The organism is Leucothrix mucor DSM 2157 (genome assembly GCF_000419525.1).
GTDB lineage: Bacteria > Pseudomonadota > Gammaproteobacteria > Thiotrichales > Thiotrichaceae > Leucothrix > Leucothrix mucor.
The window spans coordinates 2611177-2634790 of sequence record NZ_ATTE01000001.1; the positions used below are offsets into that span (position 1 = coordinate 2611177).

Genomic DNA, 23614 nt, shown 5'->3' on the forward strand with positions numbered 1-23614 from the left:
TTTATGCTAAACACGAGTTTACACTATGACACTGGCACTTTTTGATCTGGACCACACCCTACTAAGCAATGACAGCGACTACTTATGGGGTCAATTTCTGGTGGATAACAAACTAGTCGATGATCAGGAGCATGCTGCCAGCAACAAAGCCTTCTACACACAGTATCAAAATGGCACCTTAGATATTCATGAATATGCGGCGTTCAGCTTCGCGAGCCTAGCCTCGCGTACTATGGAAGAACTGGCTGAGCTACACCAAGAATTTATGCGAAACTATATTGAACCGGTCATGTCGAACAAATCGAAGGCACTGATTGCACAACATAAGGCAATGGGCCACACCTTGATGGTGATTACCGCCACCAACAGCTTTATTACCCGCCCGATTGTTACCGCGTTTGGCATTGATAACCTGCTCGCGATTGAACCACTGATTGTTGACGGACGTTACACCACCAAAATTGATGGCGTGCCCTCTTTCCGTGAAGGTAAAGTGACACGCCTAAACGCTTGGCTTGAGAATAACAATGAAACACTGGAAGGCAGCTACTTCTACAGTGACTCGCACAACGACCTGCCACTGCTGGAATGCGTAACCTACCCGATTGCTGTTGATCCTGATCCTAAGCTCAAAGACATTGCACAAGCTCGTAACTGGGACATTATTTCCTTAATTGATGACTAATGAATTTACCGTATCTGCCACCGCCGCCTGAGAGTATTAACGTCCTGTATTTGGACGATGACCTGCTATTGGTTGAAAAACCTGCAGGATTACTCTCAGTACCCGGTCGCGGAGACGATAAACAAGACAGCCTGATCAGCCGGGTGCAATTAACTTTTCCGGATGCCCTAATTGTACATCGGCTGGATATGGCTACCTCTGGCATTATGGTCATCGCACGTAATAAAGAGGCCCATCGCCAGCTCAGCCGCTTATTCTCAGAACGTAACATCGAGAAAACTTATTGCGCCGTGGTCGAAGGCATTATTGATGCGGATAGTGGCCGGATTGATTTTCCGATCATGGCTGACTGGCCAAACCGACCTAAACAAATGGTCGCGCCGTTAATGGGAAAACCTTCAATCACTTATTTCAAAGTGCTATCACGCGACCTGAATTCCGGCATTACACGGGTGGAGCTAAAACCAGAAACTGGCCGTACTCATCAGTTGCGAGTGCATCTCGAATTTATCGGCCATGCCATACTCGGTGACAGGCTCTATGCCAGCCCTGAAACACAACAGCGCTCTGAGCGACTACTGTTACATGCTAATGAGCTGTCTTTTGAACACCCTATTACCCATCAAACACTCCGGTATTCATCAAGCATCCCATTTTAAACTGCTAGGCTTAAAGATTGTTTACCCCCTCCTCTGCCTGCTAAGATTAGCAGCAAAATATTAGATAGAGCATTGAGAACACATGGAAGAATTACTGGATATTGAAACATACAACGGCCTGAAGGACTTACTGGAAGAAGAGTTTCCATCCTTTCTGGAAATGTTTTTCTCAGAAAATCAGGATGCACTCGATGGCATCAAAACGGGCCTTGCCTCGAATGATGCCGATGGCGTAAAGCGCGCAGCACACAACCTAAAGTCCAGCACTGGATACCTTGGCGCGATGCAACTGTCTGAACTGGCTCGCCAGATTGAAGAAGGCGCAGCGGCGAATGACTTAAGTAATACCGGCGAGCTGTACGAGCAAGCGCAATCAATGTTTGAAACGATTAAAACCGCCGTACTTTAAGCGCTGACGTTAATCTGTTAACGACTTGGGCATAAAAGGCCCATAAAAAAAAGCCGCTCCTTTAACGGGAGCGGCTTTTTTGTAAGCGTCAAACTAACTTACGATGTACTAGCTTATGACAGCTTCAGCATCAGCGCGTTCAGCTTGTGAACGAAGCCTGCTGGATCTTCCAGATGGCCACCTTCTGCCAACAACGCCTGATCAAACAGGATGCTTGCCCAGTCTTTGAACTGCTCATCATCGGCTTCACTTTCCATACGCACCAACAATGGGTGAGTCGGATTGATTTCCAGAATCGGCTTGCTAGATGGCATTGCATGGCCGGCTTGCTTCATCAGTTGCTGCATGTACAGCGCCATATCTTGCTCATTCAGTACGATACAAGAAGGTGAAGTCGTCAGACGGTGAGAAACACGCACATCATCAACCTTATCTTCCAGCACTTCTTTCAAATGCTTCAATAAAGATTGTGCTTCGTCTTCAACCTTCTTTTGCTCTTCCTTATCTTCTTCAGAATCCAATTTACCCAGATCCAACTCGCCCTTAGCAACTGACTGCAGTGACTTACCATCAAACTCAGTCAAGCCACTGATCATCCACTCATCTACGCGGTCAGACAGCAACAGTACTTCGATGCCTTTGGAGCGGAATACTTCCAGGTGTGGGCTGTTTTTCGCTGCGGTGAACGTATCAGCAGTAACGTAGTAAATCTTTTCCTGACCTTCCTGCATGCGAGACACGTAATCTTCCAGCGTCACATCCTGAGTTGAAGAGTCCGTATGAGTAGAAGAGAAACGCAACAACTTAGCAATCTGCTCTTTGTTAGCCGCATCTTCAGTTGGGCCTTCTTTCAGCACTTTACCGAACTCATTCCAGAATGACTGATACTTCTCAGCGTCATCCTTAGCGATCTTCTCCAGCAAGCCAAGCACCTTCTTCACAGACGCTTTCTTCATGCTGTCGATAACGTGATTGCTTTGCAGAATCTCACGTGACACGTTCAATGGCAGATCGTTAGAATCGATTACACCGCGCACGAAACGCAGGTAGTGAGGCATCAGATTCTTGGTGTCATCCATAATGAACACACGCTGCACGTACAACTTAATGCCGTTACGCTGCTCTGGCTCCCACAAATCCATCTGTGCTTTAGCAGGGACATATAACAGAGACTTGTATTCCAGCTTACCTTCTACATGGTTGTGAGACCATGCCAGTGCATCCTGCCAATCATGGGCAATGTGCTTGTAGAATTCCTGATAGTCTTCGTCTTTGATTTCGCTCTTAGGCATAGTCCACAGTGCATTGGCTTTGTTAACCACTTCCCACTCTGGTGCTTTTGGCTCAGCGTCTTCTTTAACATTGCCTTCGTCATCGAACTCAGGCTCTGGTGTTTTAAGCATTTTAACCGGCAGCGGAATGTGATCCGAGTAGGTTGAAATGACGTTACGCAGACGGTAGCCGTTGGCGAATTCTTTCTCTTCTTCTTTCAGGTGCAGAACGATTTCTGTACCGCGAGTTGTTTTGTCAGCAGTTTCTAATGTGTAGCCGTTCTGGCCATCAGATTCCCAAGTCACTGACTCAGTTTGGCCCGCTGCACGCGTCGTCAACGTCACTTTGTCTGCCACGATAAAGGCAGAGTAGAAACCAACACCGAACTGACCGATCAGGTTAGAGTTCTTTGCGGCGTCATCGCCCAGCTTTGATAAGAACTCTTTTGTGCCTGATTTAGCGATGGTACCGATGTGCTCAATCACTTGGTCACGAGTCATACCAATACCGTTATCACGGATGGTGACGGTATTCGCGGCTTCATCAAACTCAACTTCAATGCGCAACTCGCCGTCGCCTTCATATAAGGAGTCATCTGAAATCGCGTTAAAGCGTAACTTGTCACAGGCATCCGCACCGTTGGAAATCAATTCACGCAGAAATATTTCTTTATTGGAATACAGAGAGTGGATCATCAGTTGCAGAAGCTGATTCACTTCTGTCTGAAACTGCATCGACTCTTTAGCTTGTGGTTGTGTCATCTGGGTTTTCCTAAATTGGTTAATCACTGTGAAAGGAATTTTGGGGCTGCCCGATGGAATTCAAGGCCAATTGTTGTTAAACCTGAATTTTTCTTCATGCTAAACTGCATAAACACAATCGAACGCGTAGGCATCATGAGCACAGCAGACCGCAAACGACTCCCAATTGGCATTCAAACCTTTCGGGAGATTCGCGAAAATAATCACTATTACGTGGATAAAACAGCGCTGGCACTGCAATTAATTCAAAGTGGAAAGCACTACTTTCTATCCCGTCCACGTCGTTTCGGTAAAAGCTTGTTTCTGGACACATTGAAAGAGATTTTTGAAGGCAACAGCCCACTCTTTGAAGACTTAGCCATTCACCCACACTGGGATTGGTCAGTGCAATATCCTGTCATTCGTTTTAGCTTTGGCAGTAAAGAATACAGTCAGGGAAATGGACTGGAGTCGACACTAAACACACAGCTCAGTCATTTGGAACAAACCTTTGGCCTCCAGAAACAGTTTGAGGATGCCAGTGGGCGCTTTGCTGATCTTCTGGTACAGCTGCATAAAACCACCGGCCTGCCAGTTGTCGTACTCATTGACGAGTATGACAAACCGATGCTTGATGCGTTGGAACACCCCGAGATTGCCAAGGCAAATCGTGATTTTCTGCGCGGGTTTTATGGCGTCATTAAAGACTACGACGCGCATATTCGCTTTAGCCTATTAACCGGCGTTAGCAAGTTCTCAAAAGTCAGCTTATTTTCCGGCCTGAATAACCTCAACGACATTTCATTGGATAAGCGCTACTCCTCGCTTTGTGGTTACACCGATAAGGATATCGATCAAACCTTTGCCGCCGAGCTTGATGGACTTGATCGCCAAGCCATACGTGACTGGTACAATGGTTATCATTGGCGGGGTGAAGGTGTTTATAACCCCTTTGATATTCTGCAACTGTTTGATAAGCGTGAATTCAGAAACTACTGGTTTGAAACTGGCACGCCTACCTTCTTAGTCGATTTACTGTTTAAGCGCCAAGTACCCAGCCTGCAACTTGATAATATGCTTAGCAGCAGTGCCATTCTTTCCAGCTTTGATATTGAAGAGATTGCCACCGAAGCCCTGCTATTCCAAACAGGCTACTTGACCATTAAGCACGAAGAAAACTTAGGCGGGCAATACTTTTACACGCTCGGCTATCCCAACCGTGAAGTCTATCAAAGCCTCAATGAAAACCTGCTTTCGGTACTAGTACAGGATAAAACGCGTCAGACCCAGCAATCCTCACAACTTTATCGTCGATTGCTGGTGAATGACTTTGATGGACTGCGGCAGTTATTCCACAGCTTTTACGCCAGCATTCCGCACCACTGGTACACGCATAACGATATTCAAAATTTTGAAGGTTATTACGCCAGCGTATTTTATTCTTACTTTGCGGCATTGGGGCTGACTGTAATCGTTGAAGACTGCACCAACCACGGACGGCTGGATATGACGGTGAAGTTTAACCAGCAGATTTATCTGTTTGAATTTAAAGTCGTCGAAATCGCCCCCGAAGGTAAAGCCTTACAGCAACTTAAAGATAAAGCCTATGCAGATAAGTATCGCGGACTTGGGCAACCGATTCATTTGATTGGGGTGGAGTTTAGCAAGGAGTCACGAAATATTGTGGGGTTTGAGGTTGTGAGCGGCTGACAAGACTTGCTTTTGGAGCAGAGGTCGAACTGGCTATGCAGGAACGACCACCAACCCCAATACTTTTAGATAGCGGGATTCATTGTATAAGTTCCCATATGCGATGCACTTGCCAGAATATGACCCTCCATAGCCGCCAACGCATCCTGAGCACTGAACTCACCTTGCAGTTCTAAAGTTTCAACATCCAGCGCATAAACCTCAAAATGGTAGTGATGCACGATACTGTCATTCCATGGTGGACAAGGGCCATCATAGCCACCGTAAGTACCTTCCATATCAGGATCGCCTGCAAACCATCCGGTGTAGTCATTCTTGCCGGTTAGGCCTTGTGCGGTTTGACCCACCGGCTTGCCTCGCGGCGTGATGCCTTGACACACTTCACCTTCATCCAGACCAGATACATCAGCAGGAATATTTACAAGCACCCAATGAAAGAAATCTACACGCGGCAAATCAGCCGGAACCGTCTTGCCTGCTTGATTTACATCTTCGCCTGAAGATGGTACATCCGGATCACGACAGATAACCGCAAAGGAACGCGTACCCTCTGGCGCATCAGACCAGCGAATATCAGGGCTGATATTATCACTTGGCGCAAATGGGCTATCAGTGCCCGGACGACCAAATGCGTATTTCGCAGGAATTGCTGAGCCATTGGCCCAAGCGTCAATGTGAACGGAAAATTGTGTGTTCATTGCTTATACTTCCTATGCTTGATGTTTAAACGACGTTATAAACGCATTGTAGTATCAAATAACCAAGTACCAAAAAATACTCTCATTAGCCTGCGCTATTCAACACAGGCTGGGAGATTAGTGTAGCGCAGCCTCTCAGCCCGAGTTCAAGACTTCAACAGCAATTAAGCATCATAGCTGGAGCTAGGCACATCACCACCCGCACCCGTCCAATTAGAATGGAAACGCTCACCCGCTGGGCGGTCAGTGCGCTCATAAGTATGCGCTCCAAAGTAATCCCGCTGCGCCTGCAACAAATTCGCTGGTAAATTCGCAGTACGATAGCCATCATAAAATGCCAGTGCCGCACTCATGGCAGGTGTTGGAATACCAACCTCAATCGCTTTAGCTAACACCTTACGCCAGCCCGCTTGCGCCTCGCCGACCTTGCCACAGAAATACTCATCAATCAGCAAACTATCCAACTCAGGCGAACGGTCATAAGCGCGCTTGATATCATCTAAGAACACCGAACGGATAATGCAGCCTTGGCGCCACAGCTGCGCAATCGCACCGTACTGTAGATCCCAGTTAAATTGCTCAGAGGCTTCACGCATCAACATAAAGCCCTGCGCATAAGACACCATTTTTGACGCTAACAATGCATCACCCAGCGCTTCAACAAACTCAGCCTGCTCTGCCGATAAGTCGACTGCCGGTGGCGCTTGCAAAATACCAGACGCCACGACGCGCTCATCTTTTAAAGCAGACAAGCTACGTGCAAATACCGCTTCGCCAATCAGCGTGACCGGAATACCAAAGTCCAGCGCATTGATCGCCGTCCACTTACCGGTGCCTTTTTGGCCGGCTTTATCAACAATGCGATCAACGACGTACTCGCCATCTTCTTTAAAGTTAAGAATGTCAGCGGTGATTTCGATTAGGTAGCTTTCAAGGTCGCCTTTGTTCCACTTGGCAAACACCGCTTGCATCGCCGCATTGTCCATTTTCAGCAGGTCTTTCATAAAGTGATACGCTTCGCCGATCAGCTGCATATCGCCATACTCAATCCCGTTGTGAACCATTTTCACAAAGTGGCCCGCGCCATCACTACCTACCCAATCGCAACAAGGCTGGCCGTCTTTAGTTTTTGCACTGATGTCTTGGAGAATGTCTTTGACCAGTGGCCATGCTTCCGGATTGCCGCCTGGCATAATGGATGGCCCGAAACGCGCCCCCTCTTCTCCACCAGAAATACCGCTACCGATAAAGCGGATGCCTTTGGCTTTAAGATCGATCGAACGACGCTGGGAGTCAGGGTAGTTGGCGTTTCCGCCGTCGATAATCACATCACCTTCATCCAATAGTGGCAGCAGCTCATCAATCACCGCATCAACTGCATCGCCAGCCTTCACCATCAACATGATTTTACGAGGCTTGCTCAGCATACCGACCATGGCTTCGTAGCTTTCAGCGCCTACGATATTAGTGTCTTTTGCCGGGCCGTTGAGGAAATCCTGAGTGACGGAAACTGTGCGGTTGTAAGCAACAACCTTGTAACCTTTATCATTCATATTGAGGATAAGGTTCTGACCCATTACTGCAAGGCCAATGAGCGCAATGTCGTAGTTCATGTTTGATTCCTGATCGGTTTCGGATGGGGCGCGAGTGTCGCCGATCAGGATAGCAATCACAAGGGTTGAGGTAAAACCCTACGGAAAGTTCATGCTTGCCAGAGCATCAGTCCATGAGCCAATACGACTAACGCTGTCACTCTAAGCCTTAAGCCGAGATAGTAATCTGGCCGCTTGATATGACTCATAACCAGTGCCTCTAATAAGTAGAGTGCTATAAACCCCAAAGCCGTAATGACCAGTGCTATCGATGAGTCTGCCAATAAAAAGGCAAGCCAAGCAGCCAATGTAATGGCATTGCTAGCAAGCGCAATGCGTTTGATCCTGACCTCCTCATTCACCACTTGACCCCATAAGGTGCCAGCCATAAAACTTAAAATCGCCAAGCCATAAGTTAGAAACCATTGACTCGCAGCAACTCCTAAAAAAGAGTAGTTAGAGACGCTCGCATAGACAGCCAAAAAGAATGGCAATGCACCGAGGTAGGTCAGTAGTTTAATCAGTGCTAAATTATTGATAGCCATAATAGTTGCCACTCATAAGGTTTGCTTATTCATATTCCAGTACTCCTCAAAGCCAATATAAAGGTATTTAGCACTTTCTTTTCCTTATCAGCATGAAATAACAGTAATCCACAAGAATTTACATCAAATAAACCTAACCCCAAGTTACCATCGATGCACATCTGGGACAAAAAAGCTTGTCGAGCATCACAGGCCGTGTGATTTTGGATACCTTTCAATCAATTATTATCTAATTCTCCGTGAAAACTTCGCTTGCGGGCATTTTCCCTTTAAGTACTTTTAATGTTCTCAATAACGAAGAAGTAACATCTCTGTTGTTATCATCCACGATGAAATGCTGTGCCTCCTCGAATCCCCAATCTATCTGCTTCAGATTTTCATCTGTAATACTATCTATAAGCTCCCGAATATGTCCCACTAACTCTTTATCTTTATTGGTTTGATAAAGTTCAACAGCATCAAAAAACCAAGCTAAGTACTCTTTTCTTGATATTACATCTTTAAGTTTATTTCGAAGCTCTAAATATCGATCATGGTGCCCAGTGAATAAGGACAATTCGCACAAATTCAGTGCAGCTCTATCGTTTTCCGGATCTAATTTTAATATTTTCTCTAACACAGATAGAGCTTCCGGAAATCGCTTGAGCTTTAATAGACATAGCTCCTTTTGTTCAAGCAAGGCAGTATTATCGCTATCCATATCCAAGCCTATCTCTATATACTCTAGAGCCTGATGATGAAAATTTCGTTGAATATATGAAGAAACCTTTTCAATTAACTCAAGCACTCGCAATCTAGTGTCTTGTGTTGCATTACTTATAGATATTTTTTCCAGCTCTTCTTTCGCCCTTTTTTGCTGGAACTCAATTTCTTTGAGGCGCTCCTCAGACTGTCCTCGAACCTCCCTAAGCTGTCGCAACTCATCACGAAAGTCTTCACGTATATTTCCAATACTCTTAATTCCAAAAAAAGCGAATACCGTGAATGTCGCCAGCACAACTGTTATCATCAAATTTATGGTTTGAATATTACTTCCGTAAGCTTCTTTTAATAAATTTTTCTCAATGGAATAGTTAAGTTGATCACGCCTAACCTCAGAAAGCTGTTGCTCAAGCGTGCTAACTTTCTCCAAAATGTCATCGACTCCCTTAGTCTGAGAATCGATTTGATTTCCAAATGCAACGCCAGAAAAAATCACGAGTACAATTACTAAATTAATTATTTTTTCCATTTCAATCCTGAAGTTCAATTACAGCCAACTGCGTTGGCGCTTAGCTCTATACAGCTCTTAATACATCTCTTCTATAATATATTAAATGGATAACTTTTTCCCATCATGAAACAAAAAACCTACACCGGAACCACCTGCAAACAGATCGACCGCATTGCCATAGAACAGTACGGCTACTCCGGCCTTCAGCTCATGACAACCGCAGGCGAAGCCGCCTTCCAACACATCAAAACCTACTACCCTACGGCCAGATCGTTACTAATTCTCTGTGGCAGTGGCAATAACGGTGGCGATGGCTATGTGGTTGGCTCTTACGCATTAGAAGCAACATGGGATGTCACCATTATCGCTACTGAACCGCCCAAAACTCCAGACGCTAAAACGGTCGCACAACACTATGAATCACTCGGCGGGCAAATCATTGGAGCCTCCGATTTAGACTCACTCAAAGCAAAGCCAGACCTCATTATCGACGCGCTACTGGGTGTGGGTTTGACAGGTGCGCCACGCGGTGCTTATGCAGAACTAATTAAATTTGCCAATCAACAAGCAGCGCCGATTGTTGCTTTAGATGTGCCCAGCGGCTTAGATGCCGATACCGGTCAGGCATTCTCGCCCTGCATTCAAGCAGAGCACACCATCACCTTTATTGCTCAGAAATTAGGGCTAGTGACTGGTTCTGGAGTGGCCTGTGCAGGCGTGGTTGATGTGGAAACACTAGGGCTTATCCCTGAAGTGTATGATCTAGTCGACGCTGTAGAGATTAGCGACTCAGCCATTTAACTGTTTTGAGCGAGGCAATACTGCTGGTAGCCCAACAGCTTGTCATGCCAATACGGAGAATTCAGCCGTGCCGAGGCTTGAACATACCCGGCGACTTGATCATTATCCGCAGCGTCAGCCACTTGATACCCCAGAAAGAGATCCTTCTCAAATAGCGCTGTGTTAAACACGCCATCTTGTTTGAGTTTTATCAGTGTTTGAATAATCGCTTCAGGTATGGCCTTAGTAATATGCGCTTCCGCCGCCTGAAAATCAGTCTCATCGTCAAACTCACAACCCTCGTAAAGCACATCGTAGAGCGCAATCAGGTACTCTGAAAGTGAAAAGAATACCTCCGAATGCAAACCAATGTATTCCCACTCATCCGCACAGATTTCCAGATATGCCTTGGGTATTTGAAATGCTTGCTCAGCAGCGACTTTTTGCTTTCGCTCTAAGCTCTCAAGCGTTGCAACGGCAACATACACCCCCTGCTCAAAACCATAGCTATACACATTAAAGCCATAGATTTTTTCGCCCGCTAAGTCTTGCTGAATCAGCTCAATATACTTAATACAAGCCTGATATAACTCGGCTTCGATCGTTTGTTGTAGGGTATAAAGTTTCATAGGCATCGGCTCGATATAGGCTTATGTTCGCTCAGCAAGGCACTCATAGCCTGCCATTTCAAACTCACGACAAATCCAAGGGCGCTTATCATAGATACTACAAAGCATCGTGGCGCGGTCCAAGGCAGCGCACCATCCATCATCTAAGCGAGCCATGGTCATTCCACCCCATTTATCGACTTCAATAAACTCCTCGGGCACGCCGGTATCAGTAATCAACATCACTTCCAAACGGCAGCAGTTTGCTCTACAGGTGGCGCAGGTTATTTCTTCGCTTGGCACGCTCGTTACTTCACTCGTCATTGTTTACTATTCACCCGTTTTATATCCTGAAATTTGATCTCATAATGTTTGCATAGCACTATGCTACATGGAAGGCTCTCATCGCTGATTGATGTAAGGTCTACGCTCTCCAAACCAAGACGCCCGCCGTGGTGGCCGAACCTATCACGGATCAACAATAAATAGTATGACTAAGCCTTCACGTAGTAGCATGATGAGCAATGTCCGGCTGCAATCGAAGCCGTCACTATAAAAGTAACTGAGTAGTTAATGTGCGCGCCATTACCCTAATCTACAATCCGGCATCGGGCACCTTACTGGAGCTGGCTGCTGAAGATGATTTGCCGGTTTACTTTAAATCGCTGCTCGCCGCGTTTCCCGAAGTGCAGCTTACACTGGTCGCGTTTAAAGGCGATCAGCTGAATCAATTAAAACGAGACCTTAAACGCACGCCACCCGATGCAGTCTGGGTAGCTGGTGGCGATGGCACGGTATTAGCCGTTGCCAGCCTGACCGAATCACTAAATATTCCGCTCGGCGTGTTACCCGGTGGCACCATGAATTTGCTGGCGCGAGATATTGGCATGAGCCTGACGATGAAAATGGCCGTTCGCCAACTGATTTATGCCGAAGTCGAATACATTGACCGCGCAGAAATTAATGGTCGCCCTTTTCTGTGTATTTCTAATTTTGGCATGTCGACTAAACTCACTGAGCGGCGTGAGAGACTTAGGCGTCATGCTGGCTGGATACGCTGGCCAATGATGTTGGGCTATATGCTCAAATTTATGTTTATCTACCCACCCATCCATATTCGCTTAGAAGAGAATGGCAAAGTCCATCAGCTGCGCACGCGTGCGGTGACCGTCACTAATAACCCACTGGCCGCTGAGAGCACCATCATTCCCATGCGTTGCGCTTTGAATCAAGGCGTGCTCGGCGTTTATGTGACACGCGACCGCTCAATCTGGTCACTGCCCCGGCTTATTTTTAGACTACTGATCGGCGACTGGCAAGGGGATGAAGACATGCTGATTTTCAAAGCCTCATCCGTTAAAGTGAGTTTTCGCCGGCGCAAACGTAAGCTCAAAACCATGAGCGATGGCGAGTTATTTCGCGATAAAGTCCCGCTGAAATACCGCATTTATAGCCGCGTTTTGCCAATCCTCAAACCTGGAGTCATACCGTGACTTGTATCGCTCACCTGTCTGATCTGCACTTTGGGCGCGAATTGCCCTCCATTATTGATGGCTTGCTGAAAAGTCTGGATGTCATCCAACCAGAGCTAATCATTATTAGTGGCGATCTAACCCAGCGCGCAACGCATCGGGAGTTTCGGGATGCCCGCGCGTTTCTAGACAGCCTCAAACAGCCGTACATGATTATTCCGGGCAATCATGATTTATCGGCATATCGACTGTGGGAACGCTTTATTTACCCTTGGCGCAAGTGGCGCAACTATATCTCGGATGACCTTCAGCCGGTGGTGAAGCGCAAGGGCTTTACCGCGACCGGTGTGAATACCGCACGACGTATTGGCTTTTATCTGGACTTGTCACGTGGGCGTATTAGCCAGCATCAAGTGAAACGAGTCTGCAAAGTATTTAAAGACACACCGGAAGATTCCTTGAATATCGTCGTGGCACATCACCCTTTCTGGCTGCCCGAATCAAGCCTTAGCCGCAGCCTGATCGGCAATCGCGATCACGCCATTAAGTCCTTTAGCGAAGCGGGGGTTGATCTAATTCTTGGCGGACACATTCACTTAGCGTATGTAGAGCCAGTTAAGGGCATTATTGTGTCTCATGCGGGCACCTCAACATCGCACCGTTTGATTGCCCATCAACCCAATAGTTTTAATGTAATCAAAGGCGACCGAAAACAACTGGTCATGGAAGAAATGGAGTGGACGGGGCACAAGTTTGAATGTGTAAACCCGGAGCGATTTAAGCGCACACCACACGGCTGGCAGTTGCAGTAGCGGCTTGATTATTCTAATTTAATCACAATACTTAGCCATACGCTCTAGCCTGTTTTTATCATGAAGCGGGGTATACAATGGCTTATCAATTCACTAATCATGAGAAGGATATTTATGACTAAACTACCTGCTACTGTGCTTTCAACGCTCGCTACCGTCGGATTCTCCCTCATGACTTTCTCAGCGTCGGTGAACGCCGAAGAAGTGGGTGATGTGAGTGTCGATTGGCTAGGCGGCGACATTAAAATTGAAGCCATCGATGACCCCAAAGTACAGGGCGTTACTTGCCATGTCGCCTATTTTGACCGCGGAATGATTGATCGTTTGCGCAATGGCGAGATTTTTAGCGACCCATCCAACTCATCGATTGCTTGCCGTCAAACCGGCCCGCTAATTATTGGTGATATCGAAAAGGATGATGGTGGTGAGAACGTATTTTCAAAGCGTACATCATTGGTTTGGAAGTCGCTGAAAGTGACGCGTGTTTATGATGAAGAACACCAGACACTGATCTACTTATCGCATGCCACGGAAGTCCAAAACGGTTCTGCTAAAATGGCTATTTCAACAGTACCGCTATTCGGTCAAAATGTGACTTGGACTGAAGAGGAGTAAGTCCGTTTATAGGCTGCGGCTTAAGCTAAGATGGCTTCAGCAGCAGCCCAGCCAGAAAGTACTGCGCCCTCCACTTTCGGCCCGCCAAAGGCATCGCCGACCAATACCAACATCGGTCTATCGCTAATCACTAAGTACCGCTGCTCAACCGGAGCGGCGGGCTTGCTGTAAAGCCAGGCATGCACCTGATACGACTCAACCGCTGCGCCTAACTGCTGACTGGCTGCGGCTAATAATTCCTGAGCAACCTCATCCCGATCACGGTCCCAATTATCCCGGCTGTAAGCGGCGCTGGCGTGAATCGTAACTGCTGGCTTGGCCGATACACCTTTAGCCTGGTTATCTGCAATCCATTCGATGGGCCCTTCGCTAAATCTCAACGCACCCGGCGTGGCAATAGCCGATGGCTGATCCAATGTCGCCATCACGGCAATACAAGGGTCGTATTCAACCCCTTCTAATAGCGCTTTATCCCGAGCTAACATCGCGACATTGCCAGCTTCCAGTAACGCCAGTGTTTGCGGCACGGGTGAGCTAATCACCACCGACTCACTAAAAATAGTCTCGCCAGATTCCAACGTCGTCAGCCACCCATTTCCGCTCATCGCGACCTTGCTGGCACGTTGCGAGAGCATAATATCTAACCCAGAACCCAGTTGCTTAGCCATCGCGCTCATGGTCGGAATACCACGATAACGTGGGTGCGATTCTGTCTCGCCATTTAGGCTATGAAACCATGGCTCAACAAAACCACGCGATTCCCAACGCTTCATTAACTCCTGAAAACGTGGCGATCGGGTGGTGGCAAACTGCGCGCCATGCTCGGCAATCGCGCCACCCATACGGCGATTGGCTAAGCGGCCACCGAGCCCACGTGCTTTATCGATCACCAATACATTCTTACCCGCTTCCTTTAAATCAGAAGCAGCAGCTAATCCGGCCATACCGGCACCAATCACTAATATTTCAGCCGTGTGTTGAGCTTGAGACATGCATTCCCCTTTCCACCTGTTAAACAGTATTTGTTATTTTTTAAAACTAATGACAATCTCGCCCACTTTCACGCCAAACTTCGACATGGTGGCGCGGTTGATCATGACATCGTCTTCAGCCAGAAACATCCAGTCATCCAGCGTCAAATCAATGGTGCTGCCTTTGTATGGCACTTGCAGCACATACGACCAGCGCAGCGCATTGCCTCGCGCCTCACCTTGCGCCACGCCAATCACATCAGGAGCCGTTCCGCTGTAGCGGTTTTTGCCTAAGGACTTGATCACCCATTTGCGCTGGCTTTTTTCACCATCGTCAAACACAAAGTCTTCATCCAGCACCAGCGTCTTGGTTTCTTCATCCCATGTACCGACCAGATCAACCGTAAAATGGCGCTGCGGCGTGCCGCTTCGATCAAACAAAATACCGTAAGCGCGGCTATTGCCTTGGAAGTATTCTTCGATTTTCAAGACTTTATCAGTTACCGGAATATCAGCAATTTTGACGCCGGAACAGCTGGACAGTAAGCCCAGCGCCACGACCAGAAAAGCGCCTTTTAGCCAGTTTGATTTTAGAAATTTCATGAGGGTTGCTCCGTTATTCTTTTTGAGCGGACATGCGCCGCAATTCGCAGCATTATCGGAAATTGTATCGACCATAAAATGGCTAGTGCTAGCAGGCTAATCCAGTTGGGTGTCAGTAACACCAAAGAGTGAAACCCTGCTGCCGCTAGATAACTCGCTGGCCCAAAGATAGCTGCCAGTAATACCTGCCAATGGGTAGCTATCTTCGTAATCCAGCCCAAGCTGTGATTCATACTAAAGGCCAGCAGGCACCACAGCAGCATCATCCACGGTGGTAAAAACCAAGTGCTATTAAAGCTCACGCCACCCCAGATCACCATCAACAACTCAGTCGCCAAGCCAAATGGCACCACCCACAATGCGATCTCCAAATCCTGTTTTCGCGCTGGGCTGAGCGCCACATGGATGAGCACTAAACCCAGCATCCACAAGGTCGAATCATCCTTTAGCCAAGCCGCACAAAACCAACCCGCCTGAAATAGCCCGAGATTAATTAGCGAGAACAGCGGCATGATCCGGATCCACGTAGCGAGGCTTCTCAGCCACTAAATGCACAGTGCTAATTAGGCGCTCACGGAAGCCACCTTCGCAGTAATGAAAGTAGAACTGCCACATGCGATAAAACTGTTGATCTAAGCCTAATGCGGGCAACTCATGGCGCACTTCTTTTAAGCGCTCTGACCAATGCTTCAAAGTCAGCGCGTAATCCAAACCAATATCGTGTAATCCAGACACTTTCAGATCGGTATGTGCTGCGATGTTTTTATTCATCACTTGTACTGACGGTAAAAAGCCACCAGGGAAAATATAGCGCTGAATGAAATCTGCCTGCTTGCGGTAACGGTCATAACGCTGATCGGCAATGGTAATCGCCTGTATCAGCATTTTGCCGTTGGGTTTTAGCAAAGCATTGCAGGTCTTGAAGAAGGTTGGTAAAAAGCGATGGCCCACCGCCTCAATCATTTCAATTGAAACCAGCTTGTCGTATTGGCCTTCCAAGTTGCGATAATCTTCTTTTAGCAGCGTGATTTTATCGCCCAAACCATGCTTGGCGATTTCCGCTTTAGCAAAGGCATGTTGCTCTTCTGAAATAGTGGTTGTGGTGACATGTACACCGTAATTCTTAGCAGCATGTAGCGCAAAGCCACCCCAGCCGCTTCCAATCTCAACTACGCTTTCACCTTCGCGCAGCTGTAAACGTTGGCAAATATCATCTAATTTTTGCACTTGCGCTTGATATAAGCTGACTTCCGGACTCGCAAATACCGCACTGGAGTACATCATAGTGTCATCCAGAAACAGCTTGTAAAAGTCATTGCCTAAATCGTAATGCGCCACAATATTTTTCTTAGAACCGGCTTTAGAATTGCCGCGTAAAAAGTGCATTAAGCGCTGGCTCAACTGGCTGATGCCTGCAAAGCGATGGTCTAAATCATCCATCATTTTAGCGTTACGCACTAAGACGCGAATCACATCGGTGACGTTCGGGCTATCCCATAAGCCATTAAAATAGCCTTCACCGGCAGCAATGGTGCCGCCATTGAGTACTTTGCTGTACAGGCTAACATCGTGCACGGTGAGGTGCGCATGTAGCTCGCTGTCAGGGTCGCCAAAGGTGTAGGTTTCATTCTGTTCTGAAAGAGTCAGATGACCGTGCTGCATACGCGAAAGCAGTTTGAACAGCAGTTTTCTGGCAGTTGATTGCCACCAGGATACGGATTCATTGCTAATACTGATCTGTGAACTTTCCATTAGGTCATCTCCTTTTTCTTCACATACGGGATATATGGCACGCCTTTGAGCCATAGCCGTGCGGCCTGCCAATGAATGCCGATAACCGTGGTAATGGTCATCGCTGGAATTCGTAACAGGTTTTTAATTAAGTTGCTGCGGGTAAGCGCCTGCTGATCCATGATCAACGTGGCATCAAACACTTTGTCTTGTTTGCGGTTTTCAATATTCAAATACAAACGTGGGTTCAGCGGCGTAAAGCGCCAGTGATAATCCATGTCTTCATTCATAAACGGTGACACGTGAAAGACTTTTTCGACGGCGGATTTGTCTTGCGCATCGATCAAATAACAATGACGTTCCTTCCACGGCGTATTGCTCACTTCAGCCAGTAAATAACGTAATTCACCCGCCTGATCGTGGCAGTAATAAAAATTAACCGGGCTAAAGTAAAAGCCAAAGCACCGTAGCTGCCCAAGTAGCACCACCTTGCCGCCTAGTACTTCGCCATCCAGCTCTGCGACTTTATCCCAGACGCGCTGACGGGTAAGCTTGCCCTTGCCACCTAAGTAATCTTGGTGGCGAAAGCTCATCACAGCGCGTTTCTCAACCGCCAATAAACGCCCAAAACCAAAGTCATCTACCAGCTCATCCAAATCCAAAGCCAGCAGAAACATGCCGTAGTTGAAATTATGTGGCTTCACAGCATAACGGCGATGCCGGACGTTGCCTTGGTAGATGACGCTATTCATGCGCTGGCGCCAAAGCGTTTGCATACATCCAAGGCACTGCGAACGCCATCTTCATGAAAGCCGCTATACCAATACGCGCCACAAAAATGAGTACGCTCTACGCCGCAAATCTCTTCACGTCGCCCTTGCGCTTCCACCATGCCCACACCAAAAACGGGGTGGCTGTAGCGATAGGTTTTCAGAATCTTGTCTGGATTGATCGACTGAGTGCTATTGAGCGTGACGCAGAATGTTGGCGCATCATCCGGCAGGCATTGCAGGATATTCATTGAGTAGGTCACTGAGGCTGGCTTTTCCATTTCACCGGATAAGTGATAGTTCCAGCTGGCAACCGCTTGCGGAATGGCTGGCAACATTTTCTCATCAGTGTGCAGCACGACTTCATTTTCGCGATACGGAATCGCCGATAAAACAGACTGCTCTGCAGCGGTGGGGTCGGCCAACATCGCCAGCGCTTGATCGCTATGACAGGCAAAAATTACTTCATCAAAACGACGAACTTGGCCATTGCCCAGCGCTAACTCCACGGAGTCTTTATGGCGAGTCACTTTGCTAATCGGTGTGTTTAAATGAATGTTGTCTTCAAAACCACGAATCAGTTTTGGAATGTATTGGCGCGAGCCACCTTTAATGGAAAACCACTGTGGGCGGTCATTCACATTCAGTAGTCCATGGTTATCGAAGAACTGAATAAAGAAGCGTAGCGGGAAGGCTTTGATCTCGCCCAAGCTGGCTGACCAAATTGCAGCACCCATTGGCAGAATATAGTTTTCAGCGAAGAAATCTTTAAAGTTTTCAGCAACCAAAAACTCGCCAACTGTCATGCCCTTTTCGATCATGTCATTGCTATTTAGCGTTTTGCAAAGCTTGTTAAAGCGTAGAATTTCACGAATCAAACCCCAAAAACGCGGACTGAATAAGTTACGCTTCTGTGCAAATAAGCTGAAGATTGAGTTGCCGTTATAGACCAAGCCATTGCTGGAGTTGGTCACACTGAAGCTCATTTCAGTCTCTTGATAATCAACCGCTAAGGCATCCATCAAGCCTTGAAAGGATGGGTAGGTGTGATCGTTAAACACGATAAAACCAGTATCAATGGCGTAAGGCTTACCCTCCACTTCAACATCAATCGTTGCCGTGTGGCCGCCTAAATAGTCGTTAGCTTCAAACACTTCAACATCGTGATCGCGCGATAATTTATAAGCACAAACCAAGCCGGAAACACCAGAACCAATGATTGCTATTTTTTTCATGACTTCACCATCTTTTGTCCCAACCAGACTTGTACAGAGTGTGGGAGCTGGCTTAGCAGTCCCAATAAAAAGGTAAATACGCGTGGGGTTCCGATGTGCGCTTTGCGCTTATCCAAACCCTGTTTAATATCGGCCGCTGCTTTCTCAACCGTAATTTTCATTGGCATTTCAAAATCGTTTTTATCCGTCATCGGTGTTTCGATAAAGCCTGGGCTCACTAAACTCACATCAATACCATGCGGTGCTAAGTCGACTGCCAACGAACGGGCTAGATAACTCACGGCCGCCTTACTGGAGCCATAAGCCTGAGCGCGGGTGAATGGGAAGAAGCTCGCGCTGGAACCCACCAAGGCAATCTGCCCACCGCGTGGAATGTGGTGTAAAAATGCGGCTAAGCAATCGCCCATACCAAGCACATTACTAGTCATCACTCGGCGGAACATGGCGTTATCAAACTGCATTACGTCGTCGATATACTCACAGGTGCCGGCACATAGAATCACCATATCCAGCTCATTTTTGATCTGCTCACCCGCTGCGGCAATTTCATCCGACTTCATCAGATCAAACTCCAGCGTTTGCATGCTGGTGCCAGCGGTTAATGTCGCCAGCTTTTCACTATTGCGGCCGCAAGCAATCACCTGCCAACCTGCTGCGTCATAATCCTTTGCCAGCTGCTGACCGATGCCAGACGTTGCGCCAGTAATCAAAACTGTTTTCATGACACCGCCCTCTTTTTAATGAATCGAATCGCCGCGCCCAGCACCGGAATGTGCTCATACAGCATCTGCCCCATATCGATGTAATCACGGTGATAAGTGATCTTGTCTTCAAACTTCAGGTGACTTACCCCATCGACCGTAATGTTCTTTTTGCCTGCCAGCTGGCTGTGTGCGTACTGCATTTCCCAGCGAACATAGGCATTGCCCTCGCCACTTTGCACATCGGTAATCTCAAACTTGCAGTACAGCAAATTGGTATACAACGCTTCAAAGTAAGCTTCCAAATCATCAATGCCGTTCACTTCATGCAAAGCATCTTTAAACAACACCTCATCACTGTAGACATCACGAATCTGCTGCAAATTGTCTTTGCTCAGTGATTCGTACATCTCAATGAAATTCTTTAACGCTTGTGGTGTCATAATTGCTCGCCTCGACAGTGCCGCCATTTCGGGACACAATGAATAGAATGGATTGGTAATCAGTGTGCCAGCCCCAATGTCAATGGAACGTGAAGAAGGAAATAGTTTTGCAAGCCACCGGTATTCGTAACAAACTGATTCGCGTATTTATTGTGCAAATGCTGTTTATCAGCGTGATCACTGCTTTGGGTGTGTATGTGGCCGCGATTATTGTGGAACAAGTCATGATCCGCACTGCGCTGGAAAATGAGGCGATTCACTACTGGCAAGTCTCCGATCAAGACCCCAAACACCCCACGCCCAATACCGATAACTTGCGTGGCTATCTGGCCAGCGATGGCGATTACAGTAAGGTGCCAGAGGTATTGCGAGCCATTGAACCGGGCTTTGGGCGCGCCGCCCTTAATGACCACGAACCGATTGTGTATGTCGAAGATCGTGGTACCAAACGCCTGTTTCTAATTTTCGATGAACAGAGCGTGCGCAAGCTCTCCTTTTACTTTGGCGTGGTGCCGCTCAGCTTAGCACTGATGGTGATTTATTTATCCGCTTGGTTTGCCTACCGCTCCTCACATAAAACGCTCTCGCCACTGATGTCACTGGCGCAAACCATGCGCAGTTTTGATCTCAGTAAAGACAAACTAGATTCCCTGCATTTGGATGATTACACCCAAACCGGCGTGGATGATGAAGTGCACGTACTCGCGGATTCACTCAAAGAATTTACTCAACGACTCAAACGCCAGTTGCAACGCGAACGGGAATTTACCCATGATGTCAGCCATGAACTGCGCACCCCTTTAGCGGTAATTCGTGGCTCGCTGGAGATTCTCAATAAACAAGCAAACATCAACCCAATTCAGCAACGCGCCATCAACCGTATGCAAACTACCTCGGGCGATATGCTGTCGATTATCGAGACCTTATTGGTACTGGCCCGAGATAGCGACACCTCAGAATCTCCCAGAGAAACCGTGCAGCTAAACCAACTAATGCCGACCATTATTAATCAGGTCAACAGCACCCATAATGCCGATAATCATGTGGTGATTGAGCTGCAGGATGGCGCTGAACTTGAAGTCTCAGCGCCAGTGCAAGCGGTGAGTATTGTATTGAGTAACCTATTGCGCAATGCCTGCAATTACACGCATGAAGGGCTGGTATCAGTGAAAATTGAAGCTGATAGTGTGAGTATTGGAGATAATGGCGAAGGCATCGCTGCGGATGAGATCGAGCGAATTCAACAGCCGTTTCAACGAAGTAGTTCACAAGCTGATGGCTATGGGCTGGGATTAGATATTGTGCGCAGACTGTGTGAACGCTTTGGCTGGGAGCTGGATATTCGCAGTGAAGTTGGTAAAGGGACTGTAGTGCGGGTTCGGTTTTGAGCGCCTGCTCAGCAGTTTTTGTATAGATAAACCAATAAAAATAGATTATCCCTACAAAATCTACTACCAGCGACCTCAAAGTCCGTGCTCACCAAAATGAGCCCAAACAACCGCTAGCCACAGACCCCAACGCCACACCCCACTAAGGGAAAAGTATTCCGCAGAATAAGAGCCTTCCGAGGAACGAGGCGAAGCGTTTATGCGGAATACTTTTCCCGCCCCACAACCTTACAAACCTGTAAACCCCACGCAATCCCCCTGTATACCCTCTCCCCTATAGTACTCCCCATCAGGACAGTAAACGGCTGGCCTACTTAACCACCGGAGTACATCATGAACAAAGCAACCATCGTCAGCACTTCAGCAATCGCCTTATTAATTGCAGGCCTGAGTTTCAATGCATTCGCCAGTTCAGGTGATAGAGAAGCCACCGCCGAAGCCCGAAAAAACGCCGCAATCTCCCTAACTCAAGCAATCAGCATTGCCGAGCAGGCCACCGGCGGCAAAAACGCCGAAGCAGAGTTTGAATTAGAAGATGGTGTTGCACTTTACGAAGTCGAAATTAAGATGCCAGACGGCTCGGAAGTTGATGTCGATGTTGATGCGACATCCGGTACCATTCTCGCTCAAAAAGCAGAGAAGGATAAGCACGATAAAGACTGCGATGATGATAAAAAACCTCACCATAAAGACAAGAATGACGGCAAAGCTTAAAGCAGTAGCTCAGAACTAAACCAAAAGGGGCCTGTCAGCGAAGTAAGTAAACACTGCTATTCAGTGACAGGTCTCAACTAATACAAGTATGGGCTGCACGTAAAAGTAAGAAGCACTCCACCAGTAAACAGTGCAAGCGAAATTCTGAATATATGATGTCTATTCGCTAAACACTGTTGGTCTTCAGAATAAATGCCGCCCAAGCAACGAGACATTTATTCTGAAGACTTTTCCCTACCCTGCCCAACTTTACAAAACTGTAAACTTCACGCAATCTCCCTGTATACCCTCTCCTCTATAGTACTTCTCATAGGGATGGCACAAGGCCTTCCTCAACATAACTGGAGTACACAATGAACAACTTCAAAAAAGCAGCACTAATGGCCCTTGGCACTATCGCAATGGGTTTGATGATCTTTAGCTTCGCCACCATCGGCTTAGTGATTTTAGGGGTCGCAGCAACACTCACCGTAATCGGATTAATCGCCAGACCGTTTTTACCCAAAGGCCCTAGAAAGCCCGTTATAATAGATGTCACACCTATTTCATCAACCATCTCGTGACAGGCCTTGTATGCATATATTGCTGGTAGAAGATGATCAAAAACTTGCTGACTACATAGAGCAAGGACTCCTAAACGCGGGGCATACTGTCGACCATATTACGGATGGCAGTATTGCCCTCGCCGCCAGCGTTACCGAGTCTTATGATGTCGGGATTATCGACCGCATGATTCCGGGTATTGATGGTTTATCGCTGGTTAAAGCCATGCGCGCAGCCAATCTCGCCCTACCGGTTTTATTCCTCACCTCACTCGGTGGAGTCGATGATCGGGTTGATGGCCTGCAAGCTGGTGGTGATGATTACCTGACCAAGCCGTTTGCCTTTCCAGAGTTACTCGCTCGCGTTGCCGCATTAGGTCGACGCCCGCCAATCCAAGGCGAAGAACTCACCCTCAACTATGCCGATATCCATATGAATATCGCCGAGCGCAAAGTTACCCGCGCCGGACAAGTCCTCGACTTACTGCCTAAAGAATACAAAATTCTGGAAATATTCCTGCGCAACCAAGGCCGCGTTGTCACCAAAAACATGCTGCTGGAGAAAGTCTGGGATATCCACTTCGACCCCAAAACCAGCGTGGTGGAAACCCACATCAGCCGCTTGCGCAATAAGCTCGAAAAGCCATTTGGCGATACCATCCTAAAAACCATTCGCGGAGCCGGATACAAGCTGGAAGTCAGTTAA

27 protein-coding genes are annotated in these 23614 nt (G+C 47.4%); 12 read left to right on the plus strand and 15 right to left on the minus strand.

All coding sequences use genetic code 11. The annotated features are described in order from the left end of the window. Nucleotides 1–25: 25 nt before the first annotated feature. The 3 genes from LEUMU_RS0111700 (at nucleotide 26) to LEUMU_RS0111710 (ending at nucleotide 1753) form a co-directional block, all read left to right on the plus strand. Nucleotides 26–685 carry a histidinol-phosphatase gene (locus LEUMU_RS0111700; protein ID WP_022952471.1) on the plus strand — a complete coding sequence of 220 codons (660 nt, stop codon included), beginning with the start codon at nucleotides 26–28 and terminating at the stop codon, nucleotides 683–685. Beyond that, complete coding sequence (locus LEUMU_RS0111705; RefSeq protein WP_022952472.1) at nucleotides 685–1344, plus strand: RluA family pseudouridine synthase; 660 nt, start codon at nucleotides 685–687, stop codon at nucleotides 1342–1344. Before LEUMU_RS0111700 ends, LEUMU_RS0111705 begins: the two co-directional genes overlap by 1 nt. Before the next feature lie 82 nt (nucleotides 1345–1426). Further along, a complete protein-coding gene (locus LEUMU_RS0111710; RefSeq protein WP_022952473.1) occupies nucleotides 1427–1753 on the plus strand; it encodes an Hpt domain-containing protein in 327 nt (108 codons plus the stop codon). 113 nt (nucleotides 1754–1866) lie between these two features. Here the strand turns inward: LEUMU_RS0111710 and htpG are convergent, their stop codons facing one another. Further along, the gene (gene htpG / locus LEUMU_RS0111715) at nucleotides 1867–3786 is read right to left on the minus strand and encodes a molecular chaperone HtpG (protein ID WP_022952474.1); all 1920 of its coding nucleotides are present in this window, start codon (nucleotides 3784–3786) and stop codon (nucleotides 1867–1869) included. Nucleotides 3787–3921: 135 nt separating this feature from the next. Between htpG and LEUMU_RS0111720 the strand changes: the two genes are divergently transcribed. Beyond that, nucleotides 3922–5475 carry an ATP-binding protein gene (locus tag LEUMU_RS0111720; RefSeq protein ID WP_022952475.1) on the plus strand — a complete coding sequence of 518 codons (1554 nt, stop codon included), beginning with the start codon at nucleotides 3922–3924 and terminating at the stop codon, nucleotides 5473–5475. A gap of 65 nt (nucleotides 5476–5540) precedes the next feature. Here the strand turns inward: LEUMU_RS0111720 and LEUMU_RS0111725 are convergent, their stop codons facing one another. The 4 genes from LEUMU_RS0111725 to LEUMU_RS0111740 all read right to left on the minus strand — a co-directional run bounded on the left by LEUMU_RS0111725 (nucleotide 5541) and on the right by LEUMU_RS0111740 (nucleotide 9541). Next, on the minus strand, nucleotides 5541–6173 hold the full coding sequence (locus LEUMU_RS0111725) for a YbhB/YbcL family Raf kinase inhibitor-like protein (RefSeq protein WP_022952476.1): 633 nt from the start codon (nucleotides 6171–6173) through the stop codon (nucleotides 5541–5543). Between the two features lie 164 nt (nucleotides 6174–6337). After that, nucleotides 6338–7786, minus strand: a complete 1449-nt coding sequence (gene gnd, locus LEUMU_RS0111730) for a decarboxylating NADP(+)-dependent phosphogluconate dehydrogenase (RefSeq protein WP_022952477.1) — start codon at nucleotides 7784–7786, stop codon at nucleotides 6338–6340. Between the two features lie 89 nt (nucleotides 7787–7875). Beyond that, on the minus strand, nucleotides 7876–8310 hold the full coding sequence (locus tag LEUMU_RS0111735) for a DUF3429 domain-containing protein (RefSeq protein ID WP_022952478.1): 435 nt from the start codon (nucleotides 8308–8310) through the stop codon (nucleotides 7876–7878). 229 nt (nucleotides 8311–8539) lie between these two features. Beyond that, nucleotides 8540–9541, minus strand: coding sequence for a tetratricopeptide repeat protein (locus LEUMU_RS0111740; RefSeq protein ID WP_022952479.1), 1002 nt, complete (start codon nucleotides 9539–9541; stop codon nucleotides 8540–8542). A 105-nt stretch (nucleotides 9542–9646) separates the two neighbouring features. Between LEUMU_RS0111740 and LEUMU_RS25780 the strand changes: the two genes are divergently transcribed. Next, a complete protein-coding gene (locus tag LEUMU_RS25780) occupies nucleotides 9647–10324 on the plus strand; it encodes an NAD(P)H-hydrate epimerase (RefSeq protein WP_022952480.1) in 678 nt (225 codons plus the stop codon). Here the strand turns inward: LEUMU_RS25780 and LEUMU_RS0111750 are convergent. Both LEUMU_RS0111750 and LEUMU_RS0111755 read right to left on the minus strand, forming a co-directional pair. Then, on the minus strand, nucleotides 10321–10932 hold the full coding sequence (locus tag LEUMU_RS0111750; RefSeq protein WP_022952481.1) for a DUF4303 domain-containing protein: 612 nt from the start codon (nucleotides 10930–10932) through the stop codon (nucleotides 10321–10323). The two genes, LEUMU_RS25780 and LEUMU_RS0111750, sit on opposite strands and share 4 nt — an antisense overlap. A gap of 21 nt (nucleotides 10933–10953) precedes the next feature. Beyond that, complete coding sequence (locus LEUMU_RS0111755; protein ID WP_022952482.1) at nucleotides 10954–11235, minus strand: YkgJ family cysteine cluster protein; 282 nt, start codon at nucleotides 11233–11235, stop codon at nucleotides 10954–10956. 251 nt (nucleotides 11236–11486) lie between these two features. Between LEUMU_RS0111755 and LEUMU_RS0111760 the strand changes: the two genes are divergently transcribed. The 3 genes from LEUMU_RS0111760 to LEUMU_RS0111770 all read left to right on the plus strand — a co-directional run bounded on the left by LEUMU_RS0111760 (nucleotide 11487) and on the right by LEUMU_RS0111770 (nucleotide 13810). After that, nucleotides 11487–12404 (plus strand): diacylglycerol/lipid kinase family protein, encoded by a 918-nt coding sequence (locus LEUMU_RS0111760; RefSeq protein ID WP_022952483.1) that lies wholly within the window; start codon nucleotides 11487–11489, stop codon nucleotides 12402–12404. Next, a complete protein-coding gene (locus tag LEUMU_RS0111765; RefSeq protein WP_022952484.1) occupies nucleotides 12401–13195 on the plus strand; it encodes a metallophosphoesterase family protein in 795 nt (264 codons plus the stop codon). The genes LEUMU_RS0111760 and LEUMU_RS0111765 overlap by 4 nt, the downstream gene beginning before the upstream one ends. A 114-nt stretch (nucleotides 13196–13309) precedes the next feature. After that, nucleotides 13310–13810 (plus strand): CreA family protein, encoded by a 501-nt coding sequence (locus LEUMU_RS0111770; RefSeq protein ID WP_022952485.1) that lies wholly within the window; start codon nucleotides 13310–13312, stop codon nucleotides 13808–13810. A 20-nt stretch (nucleotides 13811–13830) separates the two neighbouring features. Here the strand turns inward: LEUMU_RS0111770 and LEUMU_RS0111775 are convergent, their stop codons facing one another. The 8 genes from LEUMU_RS0111775 to LEUMU_RS0111810 are packed head-to-tail and all read right to left on the minus strand — an operon-like array spanning nucleotide 13831 to nucleotide 20264. Further along, on the minus strand, nucleotides 13831–14802 hold the full coding sequence (locus LEUMU_RS0111775) for an NAD(P)/FAD-dependent oxidoreductase (protein WP_022952486.1): 972 nt from the start codon (nucleotides 14800–14802) through the stop codon (nucleotides 13831–13833). 33 nt (nucleotides 14803–14835) lie between these two features. After that, nucleotides 14836–15384: a DUF3833 domain-containing protein gene (locus LEUMU_RS0111780; RefSeq protein WP_022952487.1), complete on the minus strand. Its 549-nt coding sequence runs from the start codon at nucleotides 15382–15384 to the stop codon at nucleotides 14836–14838. Beyond that, nucleotides 15381–15896 carry a DUF2878 domain-containing protein gene (locus LEUMU_RS28040; protein WP_022952488.1) on the minus strand — a complete coding sequence of 172 codons (516 nt, stop codon included), beginning with the start codon at nucleotides 15894–15896 and terminating at the stop codon, nucleotides 15381–15383. The genes LEUMU_RS0111780 and LEUMU_RS28040 overlap by 4 nt, the downstream gene beginning before the upstream one ends. After that, nucleotides 15874–17136 carry an SAM-dependent methyltransferase gene (locus LEUMU_RS0111790; protein WP_022952489.1) on the minus strand — a complete coding sequence of 421 codons (1263 nt, stop codon included), beginning with the start codon at nucleotides 17134–17136 and terminating at the stop codon, nucleotides 15874–15876. Before LEUMU_RS0111790 ends, LEUMU_RS28040 begins: the two co-directional genes overlap by 23 nt. Next, nucleotides 17136–17867, minus strand: coding sequence for a DUF1365 domain-containing protein (locus LEUMU_RS0111795; protein ID WP_022952490.1), 732 nt, complete (start codon nucleotides 17865–17867; stop codon nucleotides 17136–17138). Before LEUMU_RS0111795 ends, LEUMU_RS0111790 begins: the two co-directional genes overlap by 1 nt. Further along, nucleotides 17864–19120, minus strand: coding sequence for an NAD(P)/FAD-dependent oxidoreductase (locus LEUMU_RS0111800; protein WP_022952491.1), 1257 nt, complete (start codon nucleotides 19118–19120; stop codon nucleotides 17864–17866). The genes LEUMU_RS0111795 and LEUMU_RS0111800 overlap by 4 nt, the downstream gene beginning before the upstream one ends. Then, nucleotides 19117–19842 (minus strand): SDR family NAD(P)-dependent oxidoreductase, encoded by a 726-nt coding sequence (locus LEUMU_RS0111805; protein WP_022952492.1) that lies wholly within the window; start codon nucleotides 19840–19842, stop codon nucleotides 19117–19119. Before LEUMU_RS0111805 ends, LEUMU_RS0111800 begins: the two co-directional genes overlap by 4 nt. Beyond that, entirely contained in the window at nucleotides 19839–20264 is a 426-nt protein-coding gene (locus tag LEUMU_RS0111810) for a nuclear transport factor 2 family protein (protein WP_022952493.1), read from the minus strand. The genes LEUMU_RS0111805 and LEUMU_RS0111810 overlap by 4 nt, the downstream gene beginning before the upstream one ends. A 107-nt stretch (nucleotides 20265–20371) precedes the next feature. On the opposite strand from LEUMU_RS0111810, the gene LEUMU_RS0111815 reads away from it, so the two are divergent. From LEUMU_RS0111815 to LEUMU_RS0111830, 4 genes are all read left to right on the plus strand, one after another. Continuing rightward, nucleotides 20372–21652: a sensor histidine kinase gene (locus LEUMU_RS0111815; RefSeq protein WP_022952494.1), complete on the plus strand. Its 1281-nt coding sequence runs from the start codon at nucleotides 20372–20374 to the stop codon at nucleotides 21650–21652. A gap of 333 nt (nucleotides 21653–21985) precedes the next feature. After that, nucleotides 21986–22366, plus strand: coding sequence for a PepSY domain-containing protein (locus LEUMU_RS25790; protein WP_022952495.1), 381 nt, complete (start codon nucleotides 21986–21988; stop codon nucleotides 22364–22366). 353 nt (nucleotides 22367–22719) lie between these two features. Continuing rightward, on the plus strand, nucleotides 22720–22929 hold the full coding sequence (locus tag LEUMU_RS28775) for a hypothetical protein (protein ID WP_157474327.1): 210 nt from the start codon (nucleotides 22720–22722) through the stop codon (nucleotides 22927–22929). A gap of 10 nt (nucleotides 22930–22939) precedes the next feature. Beyond that, entirely contained in the window at nucleotides 22940–23614 is a 675-nt protein-coding gene (locus tag LEUMU_RS0111830; protein WP_022952497.1) for a response regulator transcription factor, read from the plus strand.